The sequence below is a fragment of the Terrisporobacter othiniensis genome, assembly GCF_000808015.1.
GTDB lineage: Bacteria > Bacillota > Clostridia > Peptostreptococcales > Peptostreptococcaceae > Terrisporobacter > Terrisporobacter muris.
Window position 1 is genome coordinate 1 of sequence record NZ_JWHR01000022.1, and the last position, 14525, is coordinate 14525.

General features: G+C 30.2%; 15 protein-coding genes. 14 read left to right on the forward strand and 1 reads right to left on the reverse strand.

Annotation, left to right across the window (positions count from 1 at the left end):
- Positions 1-360: 360 nt before the first annotated feature.
- From QX51_RS01680 to QX51_RS01700, 5 genes are all read left to right on the forward strand, one after another.
- Complete coding sequence (locus tag QX51_RS01680; protein ID WP_039678180.1) at positions 361-1347, forward strand: ornithine cyclodeaminase family protein; 987 nt, start codon at positions 361-363, stop codon at positions 1345-1347.
- Positions 1348-1374: 27 nt separating this feature from the next.
- Positions 1375-1587, forward strand: a complete 213-nt coding sequence (locus tag QX51_RS01685; protein ID WP_039678181.1) for a tautomerase family protein — start codon at positions 1375-1377, stop codon at positions 1585-1587.
- 19 nt (positions 1588-1606) lie between these two features.
- A complete protein-coding gene (gene ilvD, locus QX51_RS01690; protein WP_039678182.1) occupies positions 1607-3253 on the forward strand; it encodes a dihydroxy-acid dehydratase in 1647 nt (548 codons plus the stop codon).
- 177 nt (positions 3254-3430) lie between these two features.
- The gene (locus tag QX51_RS01695; protein WP_039678183.1) at positions 3431-4231 is read left to right on the forward strand and encodes a TrmB family transcriptional regulator; all 801 of its coding nucleotides are present in this window, start codon (positions 3431-3433) and stop codon (positions 4229-4231) included.
- A 174-nt stretch (positions 4232-4405) separates the two neighbouring features.
- Positions 4406-4714: a hypothetical protein gene (locus QX51_RS01700; protein WP_039678184.1), complete on the forward strand. Its 309-nt coding sequence runs from the start codon at positions 4406-4408 to the stop codon at positions 4712-4714.
- A gap of 11 nt (positions 4715-4725) precedes the next feature.
- Here QX51_RS01700 and QX51_RS01705 read toward each other — a convergent pair whose 3' ends face one another.
- Positions 4726-5316 carry a CPBP family intramembrane glutamic endopeptidase gene (locus QX51_RS01705; RefSeq protein ID WP_242842672.1) on the reverse strand — a complete coding sequence of 197 codons (591 nt, stop codon included), beginning with the start codon at positions 5314-5316 and terminating at the stop codon, positions 4726-4728.
- 172 nt (positions 5317-5488) lie between these two features.
- Here QX51_RS01705 and QX51_RS01710 point away from each other — a divergent pair, with 172 nt between their 5' ends.
- The 9 genes from QX51_RS01710 (at position 5489) to QX51_RS01750 (ending at position 14433) form a co-directional block, all read left to right on the forward strand.
- On the forward strand, positions 5489-5698 hold the full coding sequence (locus QX51_RS01710) for a cold-shock protein (protein WP_039678185.1): 210 nt from the start codon (positions 5489-5491) through the stop codon (positions 5696-5698).
- A 283-nt stretch (positions 5699-5981) separates the two neighbouring features.
- On the forward strand, positions 5982-6896 hold the full coding sequence (locus QX51_RS01715) for a lantibiotic ABC transporter (protein ID WP_039678186.1): 915 nt from the start codon (positions 5982-5984) through the stop codon (positions 6894-6896).
- Positions 6897-6910: 14 nt separating this feature from the next.
- The gene (gene glmS, locus QX51_RS01720; protein ID WP_039678187.1) at positions 6911-7351 is read left to right on the forward strand and encodes a methylaspartate mutase subunit S; all 441 of its coding nucleotides are present in this window, start codon (positions 6911-6913) and stop codon (positions 7349-7351) included.
- Positions 7329-8711 carry a methylaspartate mutase accessory protein GlmL gene (glmL, locus tag QX51_RS01725; RefSeq protein ID WP_039678188.1) on the forward strand — a complete coding sequence of 461 codons (1383 nt, stop codon included), beginning with the start codon at positions 7329-7331 and terminating at the stop codon, positions 8709-8711. The genes glmS and glmL overlap by 23 nt, the downstream gene beginning before the upstream one ends.
- Complete coding sequence (locus QX51_RS01730; RefSeq protein WP_302466913.1) at positions 8698-10155, forward strand: methylaspartate mutase subunit E; 1458 nt, start codon at positions 8698-8700, stop codon at positions 10153-10155. Before glmL ends, QX51_RS01730 begins: the two co-directional genes overlap by 14 nt.
- 33 nt (positions 10156-10188) lie before the next feature.
- Positions 10189-11436, forward strand: coding sequence for a methylaspartate ammonia-lyase (locus QX51_RS01735; RefSeq protein ID WP_039678189.1), 1248 nt, complete (start codon positions 10189-10191; stop codon positions 11434-11436).
- Positions 11437-11451: 15 nt separating this feature from the next.
- Positions 11452-12813 carry an acyclic terpene utilization AtuA family protein gene (locus QX51_RS01740; RefSeq protein WP_039678190.1) on the forward strand — a complete coding sequence of 454 codons (1362 nt, stop codon included), beginning with the start codon at positions 11452-11454 and terminating at the stop codon, positions 12811-12813.
- A gap of 19 nt (positions 12814-12832) precedes the next feature.
- Complete coding sequence (locus QX51_RS01745; RefSeq protein WP_039678191.1) at positions 12833-13141, forward strand: DUF4387 domain-containing protein; 309 nt, start codon at positions 12833-12835, stop codon at positions 13139-13141.
- A gap of 293 nt (positions 13142-13434) precedes the next feature.
- Positions 13435-14433 carry an ABC transporter substrate-binding protein gene (locus QX51_RS01750; RefSeq protein WP_039678192.1) on the forward strand — a complete coding sequence of 333 codons (999 nt, stop codon included), beginning with the start codon at positions 13435-13437 and terminating at the stop codon, positions 14431-14433.
- Positions 14434-14525 lie beyond the last annotated feature (92 nt).

The window sequence follows — 14525 nt, forward strand, 5'->3', positions numbered from 1 at the left end:
ATATATATGTATATAAAATTAATTTATTAAAGTTTCATTTTCAATAAGCTTATTTTTTCATTTATAGCTGTTTTAGCAAAATTCAATGACATATAAACTAACACTAAAGATACAATCCAAGTAAGAATAGTTGTAGGAATTAATTTCCACAAAAAGTATGTAATAAGTACACCGTAATACGTTACAACTTACATGTCAATAAAAAGTAATAGAGGTAAAGCAAGTTCTAAAAGTTTAAATAGAAATAAAAATATGAAAAAATTACTAATTATATTGACAAAATAATAACGACTAAATATAATAGTTACTAAAGGGAGCTGCTAAAAGGAGTTTTAAAAATCATAAAAGTGGAGGTATAAGATGTTATTATTATCAAGAGAAGATATAAAGAAAGTTTTTACAATGAAAGATGCTATTGAAACTAATAAAGAATGTTTTAAAATATTTTCTGAGGGGAAGAGTGAGGTACCTTTAAGAACAACTATACAAGCACCAAATCATAATGGTGTATTTTTATTTATGCCATCTTATGTGGAAGAATTAGATGTAGCAGGGTTAAAGGTAGTTAATATATTCCCTGAAAATGCTAAGGAAAATTTACCTACAGCTCCAGCACAGGTATTATTAATAGATGGAAAAACAGGAATAGTAAGCTCTATATTAGATGGAACATATGTTACACAATTACGTACAGGGGCATCTTCAGGAGCAGCATTTGATTTATTTGCAGTAAAAGATGCTAAAATAGGTGCTTTAATAGGAACTGGTGGACAAGCAGCTACGCAACTAGAAGCTATGATGGTTGTTAGAGAATTAGATGAGGTTAGAGTATTTGACTTAGATCCAAATAGAAGACAAGCTTTTGTAAATAGAATGCAAGAAGAACTTAAATGTTATAATACTAAAATAGTAGAAGCTGTATCTTCAGATGATGCTATAGAAAATGCAGATATAATCGTCACTGTAACACCTTCAAGCAAACCTGTATTTGATGGAACAAAAGTTAAAAAAGGTGCAACAGTAAGTTGTGTAGGAGCATATCAACATCATATGCAAGAAATGGACCCTGCTATATTACCAAGGGCATCAAAAATATACTTTGATTCAGAGGAAGCAGTTTTATCAGAATCAGGAGATATATTAATACCTTTAGAAGAAGGAATAATAACAAAAGATGATTTTACAGGTGATATAGGTGATGTATTACTTGGAAAAGTTGTTGGGCGTGAAAATGATGATGAAATTATTGTATATGAAAACGTTGGCATAGGTGTTTTAGATTTGATGACAGCAAGAGCTATATATTTAAAAGCTATAGAAGCAGAAGTAGGAACTAATTGGGAATAAAATAACTATAAAATGGGGGAATGAAAAATGCCACATATAAATATTAAAATGTATCCAGGCAGAAGTGAAGAAGTAAAAGCTAAATTAGCTAAACACACTAAAGAATTTATGGTTAAAGAATTAGAAATGGATGAAAAATTTATATCTGTTTCTGTTGAAGATATAGATAAAGAAAACTGGCAATCTGAAGTAATGGATAAAATAAAAGACGAAGAACTTTACGAAAGACCAAATTTTTAGGGGGCATAGGAGGAGTAAAATGAGTAAAAGTTATTGGAATGGAAAAGATGCTGCACATAGAAGAGTTATGATGAAAGCAGCTGGTTATTCAGATGAGGATATAAAAAATAAACCACATATAGGTGTAGCAAATTCATTTATGGAGGGTTCTCCAGGAACTGCACATTTAAGACAAGTTACTGAAATGGTAAAACAAGGTATATGGGCAGCTGGTGGTGTTCCCGTGGAATTTGGAATACCTGCTACTTGTGGTAATATTGCAAATGGTGCAGAAGAATTAAAATATGAACAAGTAGGAAGAGATATAGTTGCTATGTCTGTTGAATTTGTTACAAAAGTTCATAATTTTGATGGTTTAGTTATGGTTGCATCATGTGACAATATAATAGCAGGTTGTTATTTAGCAGCTGCAAGAGTTGATATACCTTCACTTGTTGTGACAGGGGGATCAATGCAAGCTGGACATTATAAAGGAAATACAGTTGTAGAAGCTGATTTAGATGCAGCAAGATTTTCTGGAGCAGGAGAAGATGAACTAGATTATATGGAAGGTTGTGTATGTCCAACATGTGGAGCGTGTCCATCAATGGGTACAGCAAATACAATGCAAATGCTTGGTGAAATATTTAACTTAGTATTACCTGGTACATCAACAGTTCCGGCATCAGATTCAACAAGAATGAGAGAAGCTCGTATTGCAGGAAAATATGCAGTAGAGTTAACTAAATCAGGAAGAAAACCTTCAGATGTAATAACAAAAGAAGTCCTTTTAAACTCTATAATGTTTGATATGGCTGTTGCTGGTTCAACAAATGCTGTACTTCATATTTTAGCAATGTCATATGAACTAGGTCTTGGTATTACAATTGAAGACTTTGAAAAATATGCAAATGAAATACCATGTATAAACGCAGTTATACCAAGTGGACCATTCACAGTAGTAGATTTCCACTATGCAGGTGGAGTACCAAATGTTATGAAAATGTTAGAGAGTAAATTGTTCTTAGATGCACCAATGATGACAGGAAAAACATGGGGAGAATATTTAAAAGCTGTTACACCAAGTGAAAATGAAGTTATTCATTCATTAGATAAGCCTTTATTCAATGAACCAGGTTTAAAAATATTAAAAGGGAACTTATCTCCTAAAGGGGCTATAGTTAGACCAACAGCTGTACCTGAAGAAGTTAAATACATGAAGGGTAAAGCTAAAGTTTATGAAACAGATAGAGATGCATTTAATGCAATAATGGCAGGAGAGATAGTTCCTGGAGATATTATTGTAATTAGATACGAAGGGTGTAAAGGCGCTCCTGGTATGAAGGAATTAATGTTAAGTATAGATGCATTAATAGGACTTGGATTACATAAGAGTGTTGGACTAATATCTGATGCAAGATTTTCCGGATTTAACTTTGGAGCTATTGTAGGTCATGTTTCTCCAGAAGCTTATGATGGTGGAGTTATAGCAGTTGTAGAAAATGGAGATGAAATAGTTATAGATATACCAAATGGAGAAGTATCTCTATTAGTTGATGATGAAGTGATAAAGGATAGACTAGATAAATGGGTACAACCACCTTTAAAAGAAGCTAAGGGATGTTTAAATATATTTGCTAAAAACTGTAGACCAGCAGAAGAAGGTGGAGCAATGCAACCTTGGTAATATCATAATAGTAAGTATTAAGTGCAAAGGATTTTCCTTTGCATTTTTTCGTGAATATAGGCTGCTAAGTTCATGTATAGGCTTATGATTTACAATTAAATATGTTTATGATAAAATACGAAATATCAAAAACATGGAAGTAAAGTTTTTATAATATTTATATAGAAGGGATTTACAATGGATAATGAATTAAATTTATTAAATAAAATAGGACTAACAGATGCTGAAGCAAAGGTATATTTAACTTTATCTCAAAATGGAAGCTTAACAGGTTATGAGGCTAGTAAGATAGCAAATGTTCCTAGATCAAAAATATATAATATACTACAATCATTAATAGATAAAGGATTCGTATTATTTACTCAATATGAAAGTAACAATAGATATGTGGCTGTACCTATGAGCGAAATATCGAGTAAAATTAAAAAGGAAATGTCAAATAACTTAGAGAAACTAGAAGAAAGTTTTAGGATTTTTCCCTTGAAAACAAATATGGATAACATATGGCATATAAAAAATTATGATAATATTTTTGAAAAATGTAGAGAAATTATAAAAAATAGTACTAAAGAGATTCTAATTCAAATATGGTATGAAGATTTGAATAATATTTTAGATGAGATAATTGAATTTCAAAAGAAAAGTAAAAATATAGCAGTTGTTGTATTTGGAGCTCCTAAGGATATGGATATACCAGAATTGAAAAATTTATATTTCCATGGAATGGGACAAGAAAAAAAGAAAGAAATGGGTGGAAGATGGATTACTCTTGTTTCTGACTTTAAAGAAGTTATATTTGGACAAATTATTAGTAAGTCTATTGCTGAGGTTATATGGACAGAAAGCAAACCAATGGTTATGTTAGCAGGTGAATATGTTAGACATGATGTTTACTTCTACAAGAGTGCTGTAACATTACCAAATGAAATGAAGCAAAAATTCGGTGATGATTTAGAAAAAATAAGAGATATATTTTAATTTATAAAAAAGATAAATTTTAGTAGTATTGGTATTTTGGAGTTTTCTTTAAGAAATATCATTGGATTTTTCTTAAAGAATGGCAACTCTACTTTTAAATATTCTTTAAATAGTTATGTGAAATGTAATAAGTTGCATATAGTTATAAGAGAATAAGTAATAAAAGGAGGAGTTGTGGGTAGGAAAAAATATAAATGTAGTTGTAAAGGTTTAGCTGATCAATATTTAACATTAGTTACTATATATGCAGCAATTATTAATCAGCAATTTGATGATGCAGATGAATTGGAGATATTTTCAGAGTTTTTAATAGCTTTAGGTGAAGAGTTATCACTAGCAGCGGCCGTTAGAGGACGATGTGAAGAAGGTAGTGGAGAAGATTTTGAAGTTGATGTGGATGAAAGTACAATAACTAGTTTGGTAGATGGATATCATAAAGCTTATAAGGGTAAGAATAAGAAAAACAAAAAGAAGTCTAAGTAAAATGATAAATATCAGATATTATTCCGATTTTTATCATTTTTTTGTGATTTTATATTATTCCAAATAGAATAAAACCAAGTAGTCATCATAGCAACATGATAAATAGAAAAAGTAAAAGAGCTAAAGATATAGGCAACCTTTTTGCTTGAAATATTTTTTAATGTTATAAAAGCAAAGCCTCTAAAAAATATCTCTTCCAATAGTGAGTTTATAAAAGATATGTATAAGGCAACAAATATAAAATTTCTACTATTTACCCCAATATTATTTTCCAAGGAGTTTGTAACACTAGAAAAATCAAATAAACAACCAAGTGTAAAATAAGTAAGTAAAATTAAAATATATACTCCTACACCTAGGAAAATTGATTTTATTATATGCTCTTTATTTATTTTAAATAAGTTTTTTAAACTTATTATAGAATTACTTTTAAAATAATATATACATGGAAGTAGTAAAAAAATAATTAACTTGAAAATAGATTTTATCATGTAATTTGGAGAAAGGACTCCATCAACAAAAGCCATGGAAACACATCCTATAATTACTAAGCTAACCAAAAGTATAATATTGCTTTTAAAGTTTAATGATTCATCTTTCATATTAATAAATATTTCCTTTCGATAACAGTTTATATAAATTATACCATATAGAATTTGGTTATTAGAATAAATATATGTTATTGTAATAATATGATAAAAATCTAGTATTAAAGAAATTATTAATTGTAATAATATAAAAAAGGTTAATTATTTATAAAAGGAGAATTACTAAATGGCAAATTATTCAGGAACTGTTAAATGGTTTAACGTGGAAAAAGGATATGGTTTTATTAGTGGTGAGAATGGAGAAGACGTGTTTGTACATTTCTCTAATGTAAAAGAAGAGGGACATAACAAAGATTTACATGAGGGTGAGAGTGTTACATATGATATAGCTAAGGCAGATCGAGGTCCTTCAGCTATAAATGTTAAGAAGGTATAATTAATAATAAAAAAATCACCTTGCATGCAAGGTGATTTTTTTATTATTAGATTAATTAGAACATATTCTATTGAGGTAATAATAATATTTTGAGGTACATATAATTTATAAACAATGAAGCAAAACTTGCAAAAATAAAAAAAGTTGAAAGAAAAGTGTTGACTATTAGATTTTAATGAACATATAATTTAAATATAACAAATTAAATTAAAAAAATATTGACTTAAAAAGATAATTATTAGTTTTAAAAATAATTAATGACAAATATGAAAGGAGGTTTGATATGCCCGTAGATTATGTAGTTAGAAATCATTTTTATAGTGTTTTTTTTGCCCCTAGAGGTAGAGTTAGAATGTATGAAATAGGCATTAAGATAGCACAACAATACTTAACTCCTACAGATAGATTGATTGGAGTAATAGGAGAGCCGGGGTCAGGAAAAAGTATGTTGATTAGAGGTATGTTTCCAGGTTTAGAGCTAACTAATGATGATGAGGGATTAAATATAAGGCCTCTACCTATTATGGATTTAGATGAAGGTAGCTTCTTCTCACCGCATACATATCATATTGACATAAGATTTGAATCTGCATTTTATCAAATGTATGAATTAGTAAATGCAATAAATAAAGCTATTGAGTATGGAAGAAGAGTTATAGTTGAACACTTTGAACTAATTTATCCTTTAATGAATAAAAATGCAGATTTATTAATTGGTGTGGGAGGAGAGATTATTGTTACAAGGCCTACAGTTTTTGGTCCAGAACCTGGGGATATTGCAAAAAGAGTATTTCATTCCATAAATATAAGAAAAATGGCTCATTCAGCAGAAGATTTAGTTGAACATTTTTTACCTGAAGACATTAGTTTTAATTGTGAGCATGGAGATGTTTTAAATGGTTTTCTAATATTATTTCACTCAAAGCCAAATCTTGATATCAAAATACTAGAAGAAGAAGTTAATAAAATGATAGAAAAAGACATACCAATTCAATATTATGATGAAAAGCATGTGAAAATAGGAGAATATATACATCCTTGTAGTGGACCAAGAATACATGTGGAAAGTACAGCTAAAATTGAAAACTTTAAATTATTACCAGAGTTTTACTATGATTCAACAAAAAAAGTATATATGCTAGTAGGACTTGTGGGTGATAGTATGGATCAAAGCTATAAGGATTTAAATAAAATTTAAAAAGGAGATTTGATATGGGGAAGAAAACATTAGTTATTGGTGTTATAGGAGCTGATGTGCATGCTATAGGTAATAAAATTCTATATCATTGCTTCGTTGAGGCTGGATTTGATGTGATTAATCTTGGAGTGATGGTTTCTCAGGAGGAGTATGTTGAAGCTGCTATGGAATCTAATGCAGATGCAATTTTAGTTTCTTCTTTATATGGTCACGGGGAAATCGATTGCAGGGGTCTTAGAGAGAGATGTGAAGAATGGGGTTTGAGAAATATATTGTTATATGTAGGAGGAAATATTGTAGTAGGAAAGCAACCCTTTAATGAAGTAGAAAAACGATTTAAACAAATGGGATTTGATAGAGTATTTCCACCAGGAACAGACCCTGAAATTACGATAGACTTCTTAAAGAAAGATTTGAAAATTGGTGAAGAAAATGAAGATAATTTTACTAATTGATTTTGGTAGCACTTATACGAAGATAACTGCTGTTGATTTGGAAAAAGAAGTTATTGTAGGAACAGCATCAAGTTTTACAACTATAAATACAGATATAAATGAAGGATTGCATAGAGCTATAGAAACTTTAGAAAAACAAACTGGTAAGTTAAAATATGATGAATACCTTGCTTGTTCTTCTGCGGCTGGGGGATTAAAGATGATAGCTAGTGGTTTAGTTCCTGGTGTTACAACTACTGCAGCAAAAGAAGCTTGCTTAGGAGCAGGTGCTAAGGTTATAAAGGTATATTCATTTGAAATGACTGAAGAAGATATAGAAGAAATAGAAAAAATCAAGCCAGAGATATTTTTACTTGCTGGAGGAACTAACGGTGGAGATAAAAAATGCATATTACATAATGCAAAAATGTTATCAACTTGCAAGGTAGAGTTTCCTATAATCATAGGGGGAAATAACGAAGTAAGTAATAAATGTAAAAAAATATTAAAAGATAAAGAAACATATATTGTAGAAAATGTAATGCCTACATTTGGTGAGTTAAATATAGAGCCAGCACAAAATAAAATAAGAAAAGTATTTTTACAAAGAATTATTTATGCCAAGGGCATAACAAAAACAAGTGAATTAATATCAGAAATAATAATGCCTACTCCATCAGCACTAATGAATGCAATAAAACTTTTGGCAGATGGTTATGAAAATGAAAATGGAATAGGTGAACTGATGGCAATTGACTTAGGAGGAGCAACTACAGATGTATACTCTGTTGGAGAAGGAACTCCAAAAGAACCTAATGTTATATATAAAGGAATAGAAGAACCTTATATAAAAAGAACTGTAGAGGGTGATATTGGCATGAGATATAGCATTGGAGGAATTATTGATGAAGTGGGAGTTGATAATATTGCCTCAGTAGCTAACTTGACAATGGAAAGGGCAAATGAAATAATAGAATATTTACAAATTAATCCAGATATATTACCCAATGAAAAAGATATTGAAAAACTAGATTTTGCATTATCAGCAAAAGCAGTTGAGATAGCAACAATTAGACATTGCGGAACAAAAGAAAAAATATATACATCTAATGGAATAGCATATTTGCAAAAAGGTAAGGATTTAACTCATGTTAAAAAAATCATATTAACTGGGGGATCGCTGATTAACTTACCTTGCATAAATAATATATTGGAGTATGCATGTTTCAATGAAAAAAGACAAGAATCTATGAGGCCTAAAAATGCTGAAATTTTAGTAGATAAAAAATATATATTACAAGCAATGGGCCTATTATCAAAATCATATCCAAAGATTGCAATTCGAATTATGAAAAAGGAGTTAAAATATGATAGAAATTAGAAATAAAAAGATTTCTAAGGAAGACTTTAATCATATTAGAGAAGAGGTTCTTTCCTTATGGCCAACAGGCAAAGATATTAATTTAGAAGAATCATTTGAATTTCATAAATCTCTACCAGCAAAAAAGATTTTCTCGGCTAAACTTATAAAAGCAAAAGAAGAAGGAACTACTTTAATTCAGCCAAGGGCTGGAGTTGCTCTTGTTGATGATCAAATTAAATTATTAACTTATTTGCAAGATGTAGGTCAGGCTGATTTATTACCTACTACTATAGATAGTTATACTAGACAAAACTGTTATGAAGATGCGCAAAAAGGAATTATTGAATCTATTAAAAATAATAAATCAATGTTAAATGGATTTCCAGCTGTTAATCATGGAGTTGAAAGTTGTCGTAGAATTATAAATGCTCTAGACGCACCAATACAAGTAAGACATGGGACTCCAGATGCAAGATTGTTAAGTGAAATAACTTACTCAAGTGGATTTACAAGTTTTGAAGGTGGTGGAATTTCTTATAACATACCTTACGCAAAAAATGTTTCCTTGGAAAAAACTATTAGGGATTGGCAGTATGTAGATAGACTTACAGGTTTATACGAAGAAGAGGGAATATCTATAAATCGTGAACCTTATGGACCATTAACTGGAACTTTAGTGCCTCCATGTATATCTCATTCAGTAGCTATTATAGAAAGTTTATTGGCTGCAGAGCAAGGGGTTAAAAATATTTCTGTAGGCTATGGTCAATGTGGTAATTTTATTCAAGATATTGCCGCTATTAGAGCTTTAGAAGAACTTACTAATGAATACTTAATAAAAGAAGGATATGAAGATGTTGTAGTAACTACTGTATTACATCAATGGATGGGAAGCTTCCCACAAGATGAAGCAAAAGCATTTAGTGTAATAGCTTTAGGAAGTACACTAGCTTCTCTTTCTAAAGCAACTAAAGTTATTGTAAAAACGCCACATGAAGCTTTAGGAGTACCAACAATGGAAGCAAATGCTCAAGGTTTACTTTGTACAAAACAAATTTTATCCATGTTAAAAGATCAAGAGTTTAAAACTAATGAAGTTAATATTGAAAAAGAGGTTATAAAAAGAGAAACACGCTGCATAATAGACAAATGTTTTGAAATAGGAGATAAAGATATTGCAATAGGTACTATTCGAGCTTTTAAGAGTGGAATTTTAGATATTCCTTTTGCACCATCTATTCATACTTTAGGAAAATTGTTACCAGCTAGAGATAATAATGGAGCTATTCGAATTCTTAATCCTGGGAAATTACCTTTTACACCGGAATTATTGGAATTTAATAATAATAAAATAGAAGAGCGTGCTAAATATGAAAATAGAGAAAAATCTTTTCAAATGGTGATTGATGATGTTTATGCTATAAGTAAAGGTACTCTTATTGGGCGTCCTAGAAATAAATAAGTCTGCAAAAGTAAAATGAGGGGGAATTTTTAGATGAAAATAAAAAATGTAGTTTGCTCTGCAGGTCGTACTGGTTTTTATTTTGATGATCAACGTGCAATAAAAAGTGGAGCAATTAGTGATGGAGCAACTTATATAGGTGAACCTGTAACAGAAGGGTTTAGCAGGGTTAGACAAAGTGGAGAGTCTATTTCAGTAATGATTATATTAGAAGATAACCAAATTGCTTTTGGAGATTGTGCAGCTGTGCAATATAGTGGAGCTGGAGGTCGTGATCCATTATTTTTAGCTGAGGATTTTATTCCAATCATAGAAAAAGAAGTAGCACCAAAATTAATTGGAAGAGAAATTACAAGTTTTAAAGAGCTTAGTAACTTAGTAGAAAATATAAGAGTTGATAATAAAAAACTTCATACAGCTATCAGATACGGGGTAACACAAGCATTACTAGACGCTGTGGCAAAAGCTAACAACTGTTTAATGTGTCAGGTAATATCTAAAGAATATAACACTAGTATATTAGGTGAAATTGTGCCAATATTCACGCAAAGTGGAGATAGCCGTTATGAAAATGTAGATAAAATGATTATAAAAGGAGCAGGGGTACTTCCTCATGGATTAATTAACAATGTAAGTGAAAAATTAGGCCAAAGTGGTGAAAAATTAGAAAGATATGTAGCTTGGCTTAGAGATAGGATAATTAATTTAAGAGATGAGAACTCTTACAACCCTATTATTCATATAGATGTGTACGGAACTTTAGGAGTTGCTTTTGGAAATGATAATTACGAAAAAATAGTTAGCTATATGGAAAAATTATGTGAAATTGCAAAACCATTTAAGCTTCGCATCGAAGGTCCAGTTGATGTGGAAGATAGAGAAAAGCAAATGTTAGCTTTGAAAGAAATAAGAAAATTAATAGATGAAAAAAATATAAATGTGGAGATTGTGGCAGATGAATGGTGTAATACACTGGAAGATATTAAATATTTTGCTGATAATAAAGCAGGTCATATTATTCAAATAAAAACTCCAGATTTAGGTGGAATAAATAATATAGTTGAAGCAGTTTTATACTGTAAAGAAAAAAATATAGGTGCTTATCAAGGTGGAACGTGTAATGAAACAGATCGTTCAGCTCAAATTTGCGCTCATATTGCCATGGCAACAGGACCTGACCAAATTTTAGCGAAACCTGGAATGGGTGTAGATGAAGGATATATGATAGTTTACAATGAAATGCAAAGAATTTTAGCTTTAAATAAAGTGATAAATAAATAGGGGGATGATAATAAGATGAAAGAAGAATTTAGAATATTATCTTCTACAGCCATACTTGGTTATGGGTTTCCTGAAAAATCTTTTATAGAAGGTATGAAAAGAAAACCACATGTTATTGCAGTAGATGCAGGCTCCACAGATCCAGGACCTTATTATCTAGGGGCAGGAGAATCTTTTACAGATAGAGACGCTGTAAAGAGAGATTTAGAAATAATGATTAAAAGTGGATTATCAAATGAAATTCCAGTGATTATTGGAACAGCAGGAGGTAGTGGTGCAGAAATTCACTTAAACTGGTGTAAGGAAATAATTTATGAAATAGCAAAAGAAAACAACTATAATTTTAAATTAGCTTTAATACATGCAGAAATTTCTAAAGATAAAGTAAAAGAAGCGCTTCACAATGATAAAATTTCGCCTCTTGGCCCAGTTCCTCAATTAAGTGAAGCTGATATAGAAGAAACAACAAGAATTGTAGGTCAAATGGGAGTAGAACCGTTTATAGAAGCATTAAACGAAGGTGCAAATATAATTTTAGCAGGTCGAACTTATGACCCATCTGTTTTTGCTGCTCCAGCAATAAAGGCAGGTTATGATAAGGGCCTTGCTCTTCATCTTGGTAAAATTTTAGAGTGTGCAGCCATATGTTCAACCCCAGGAAGTGGTTCCGATTGTATGTTTGGATATTTAGGAGAAGACTACTTTAGATTAGAACCATTAAATTCCATAAGGAAATGTACCACAGTATCTGTGGCGGCACATACATTATATGAAAAAACAAATCCATATATTTTACCTGGACCAGGTGGACATTTAGATTTAACAAAGTGTGAATTCACACAAGATAGTGAAAATATTGTAAAAGTTTCAGGAAGTAAGTTTGTTGAATCTCCTAAATATACTATAAAATTAGAGGGAGCTAAATTAATAGGCTATAGAACTGTGTCTATAGCTGGGGCTAGAGATCCTATTATGATTGAAAAAATAGATGAAATAATCGATGGTGTAAAAGAAAGAGTTGAAGATAATTTTAAATCTCAAAAGTGGGATTATTATCTTAATATTTCAGTATATGGCAAAAATGCTGTGATGGGAAATATAGAGCCTACACCAACTACAAAAAACTCTCATGAAATTGGAGTGGTGATTGAAGCAGTCGCTAATGATCAAAAAAAAGCTGATACAATATGTGCCTTTGCTCGCTCATCCATGCTTCATTTTGGATATGAGGGCAGAAAAGCTACAGCAGGAAATTTGGCTTTTCCATACTCTCCAAGCGACTTTCATGCAGGTAAAGTATATAATTTTAGTATTTATCATATTATGGAAGTTGATAATGGAAATGATTTATTTACAATTGATTATGAAGAATTATAAAAAATGGAGATGATTATTAATGACGAAGTTAGTTGATATTACAAATATTATTCGTAGTAAAAATTCAGGGCCATATGAATTGACTATGGATATAATGTTTAAATCCATAGAAGATTTTGAAAAGGTATGTAATAAAAAAATAATTAATGAAGAGTTAATTTGTGAATTATATAAGATAAAAAAAGAAGATATTATTAATATTATAGAATTTAAGCCAGCTAATGCAATAAAAATAACAATAAAGAGACCTATAGCTTCAGGTGACTTAGGCGAAACAGATGTATATGGGGCTCAGCAACATGCACCACTTTTAAGTATAGAATTTTAATTAAAATAAAGACAATTATTTATAATAATATAAGTAATTGTCTTTATTTAATGTAGCAACAAAATATATACGTATCGAAGCAAATTTTTTTATACACAATATATGAATATGGAAATTGATAAATAAATACATATATGATAACATTTACTTATAAGCTGACCCTAAAGACATGGTCTAAGGGGAAAGGGATTAATACTTAATCTCTCTGATTTCTTAAGTATTTTCTTGTGAAATTACATATAAGAAATATGAATATTTATCAGCTGAATAAATATTATTGGGGGGCAAATTTTATGAAAAAAATTTTTACAGTACTTATGTCATTATTAATTACATCAAGCCTTGTAGTAGGATGTAATTCTAGTGATAAGAAAGAAGAGGAAAAGGTTACAGAACCAATTTCAGTAAATGTAGGAGCTCCAGATGGATTACCAGCCATAGCAATTGCAAAATTAGAGCAAGAAAATCCTGAGGTAAAAGAAGGCTATAAGGTGAAGTATACTCTTGAAGCAACTTCTGATGCTTTATCTACAGATGTAATGAAGGAAAGTTTAGATATTGCTATAGTACCATCAAATATGGCAGCAATTGCCTATAATAAAACCTCAAATTATCAAATTGCAGGAACTGTAGGTATGGGATCTTTTTACTTAGTAAGTAGTGATGAAGATGTAACAGGGTTAGACTCATCATTACAAGGAAAAGAAGTTGGGAATATAGGAAAGGGATTAACTCCTGATATAACAGTGCAAGCTTTATTAAAGGAACAAAATGTTGATTCATCATCTATTAAATTTAATTATTCAAATGAAGCTAGTGATTTAGTATCACTATTAGCAACAAAAAAGATAACTACAGGTATAGTACCAGAGCCAGCTCTTAGTGGATTACTTACAAAAAATCCTGACTTAAAAGTGATATGTGGTGTAAATGATACTTGGAAAGATGTATTCAAAAATGAAAATGGATATCCGCAGTCAACTTTAATTGTTAAATCGTCTTTTGCAAAAGAAAATTCTGAATTTGTAAAAAGTTTTATTAAAACTTTAGATGAAAATATAAAATATACAAATGAAAATCCAAAAGAAGCAGGAGAATTTGCTGTTAAATTTGGTGTAAATGTGAAGGCGCCTTTATTAGTAAAAGCTATAGATAGAACTAACTTAAAGTTTATAGCTATAGATAACTGCAAAGATGATTATACAAATTATTATAATAGTTTGTTCTCATTTAATCCTAAAGTTTTAGGTGGAAAAGTACCAGATGAAAATATATACTATATAGAAAAATAAATAGATTTTAAATTCCTTACTTATATTATGGTAAGGAATTTTTTCGTAAAATATGGATAAAAGTGTCAAAATAAGTAATATTTTATATATTA

Bases quoted from the DNA above. Each gene is read 5' to 3' on its own strand.
- QX51_RS01730 (WP_302466913.1), top strand. From the start codon at position 8,698: ATGATAGAAATTAGAAATAAAAAGATTTCTAAGGAAGACTTTAATCAT.
- QX51_RS01705 (WP_242842672.1), bottom strand. From the start codon at position 5,316: ATGAAAGATGAATCATTAAACTTTAAAAGCAATATTATACTTTTGGTT.
- QX51_RS01680 (WP_039678180.1), top strand. From the start codon at position 361: ATGTTATTATTATCAAGAGAAGATATAAAGAAAGTTTTTACAATGAAA.
- QX51_RS01685 (WP_039678181.1), top strand. From the start codon at position 1,375: ATGCCACATATAAATATTAAAATGTATCCAGGCAGAAGTGAAGAAGTA.
- QX51_RS01710 (WP_039678185.1), top strand. From the start codon at position 5,489: ATGGCAAATTATTCAGGAACTGTTAAATGGTTTAACGTGGAAAAAGGA.
- glmL (WP_039678188.1), top strand. From the start codon at position 7,329: ATGAAGATAATTTTACTAATTGATTTTGGTAGCACTTATACGAAGATA.
- QX51_RS01715 (WP_039678186.1), top strand. From the start codon at position 5,982: ATGCCCGTAGATTATGTAGTTAGAAATCATTTTTATAGTGTTTTTTTT.
- QX51_RS01695 (WP_039678183.1), top strand. From the start codon at position 3,431: ATGGATAATGAATTAAATTTATTAAATAAAATAGGACTAACAGATGCT.
- QX51_RS01740 (WP_039678190.1), top strand. From the start codon at position 11,452: ATGAAAGAAGAATTTAGAATATTATCTTCTACAGCCATACTTGGTTAT.
- QX51_RS01745 (WP_039678191.1), top strand. From the start codon at position 12,833: ATGACGAAGTTAGTTGATATTACAAATATTATTCGTAGTAAAAATTCA.
- glmS (WP_039678187.1), top strand. From the start codon at position 6,911: ATGGGGAAGAAAACATTAGTTATTGGTGTTATAGGAGCTGATGTGCAT.
- QX51_RS01750 (WP_039678192.1), top strand. From the start codon at position 13,435: ATGAAAAAAATTTTTACAGTACTTATGTCATTATTAATTACATCAAGC.
- QX51_RS01735 (WP_039678189.1), top strand. From the start codon at position 10,189: ATGAAAATAAAAAATGTAGTTTGCTCTGCAGGTCGTACTGGTTTTTAT.
- ilvD (WP_039678182.1), top strand. From the start codon at position 1,607: ATGAGTAAAAGTTATTGGAATGGAAAAGATGCTGCACATAGAAGAGTT.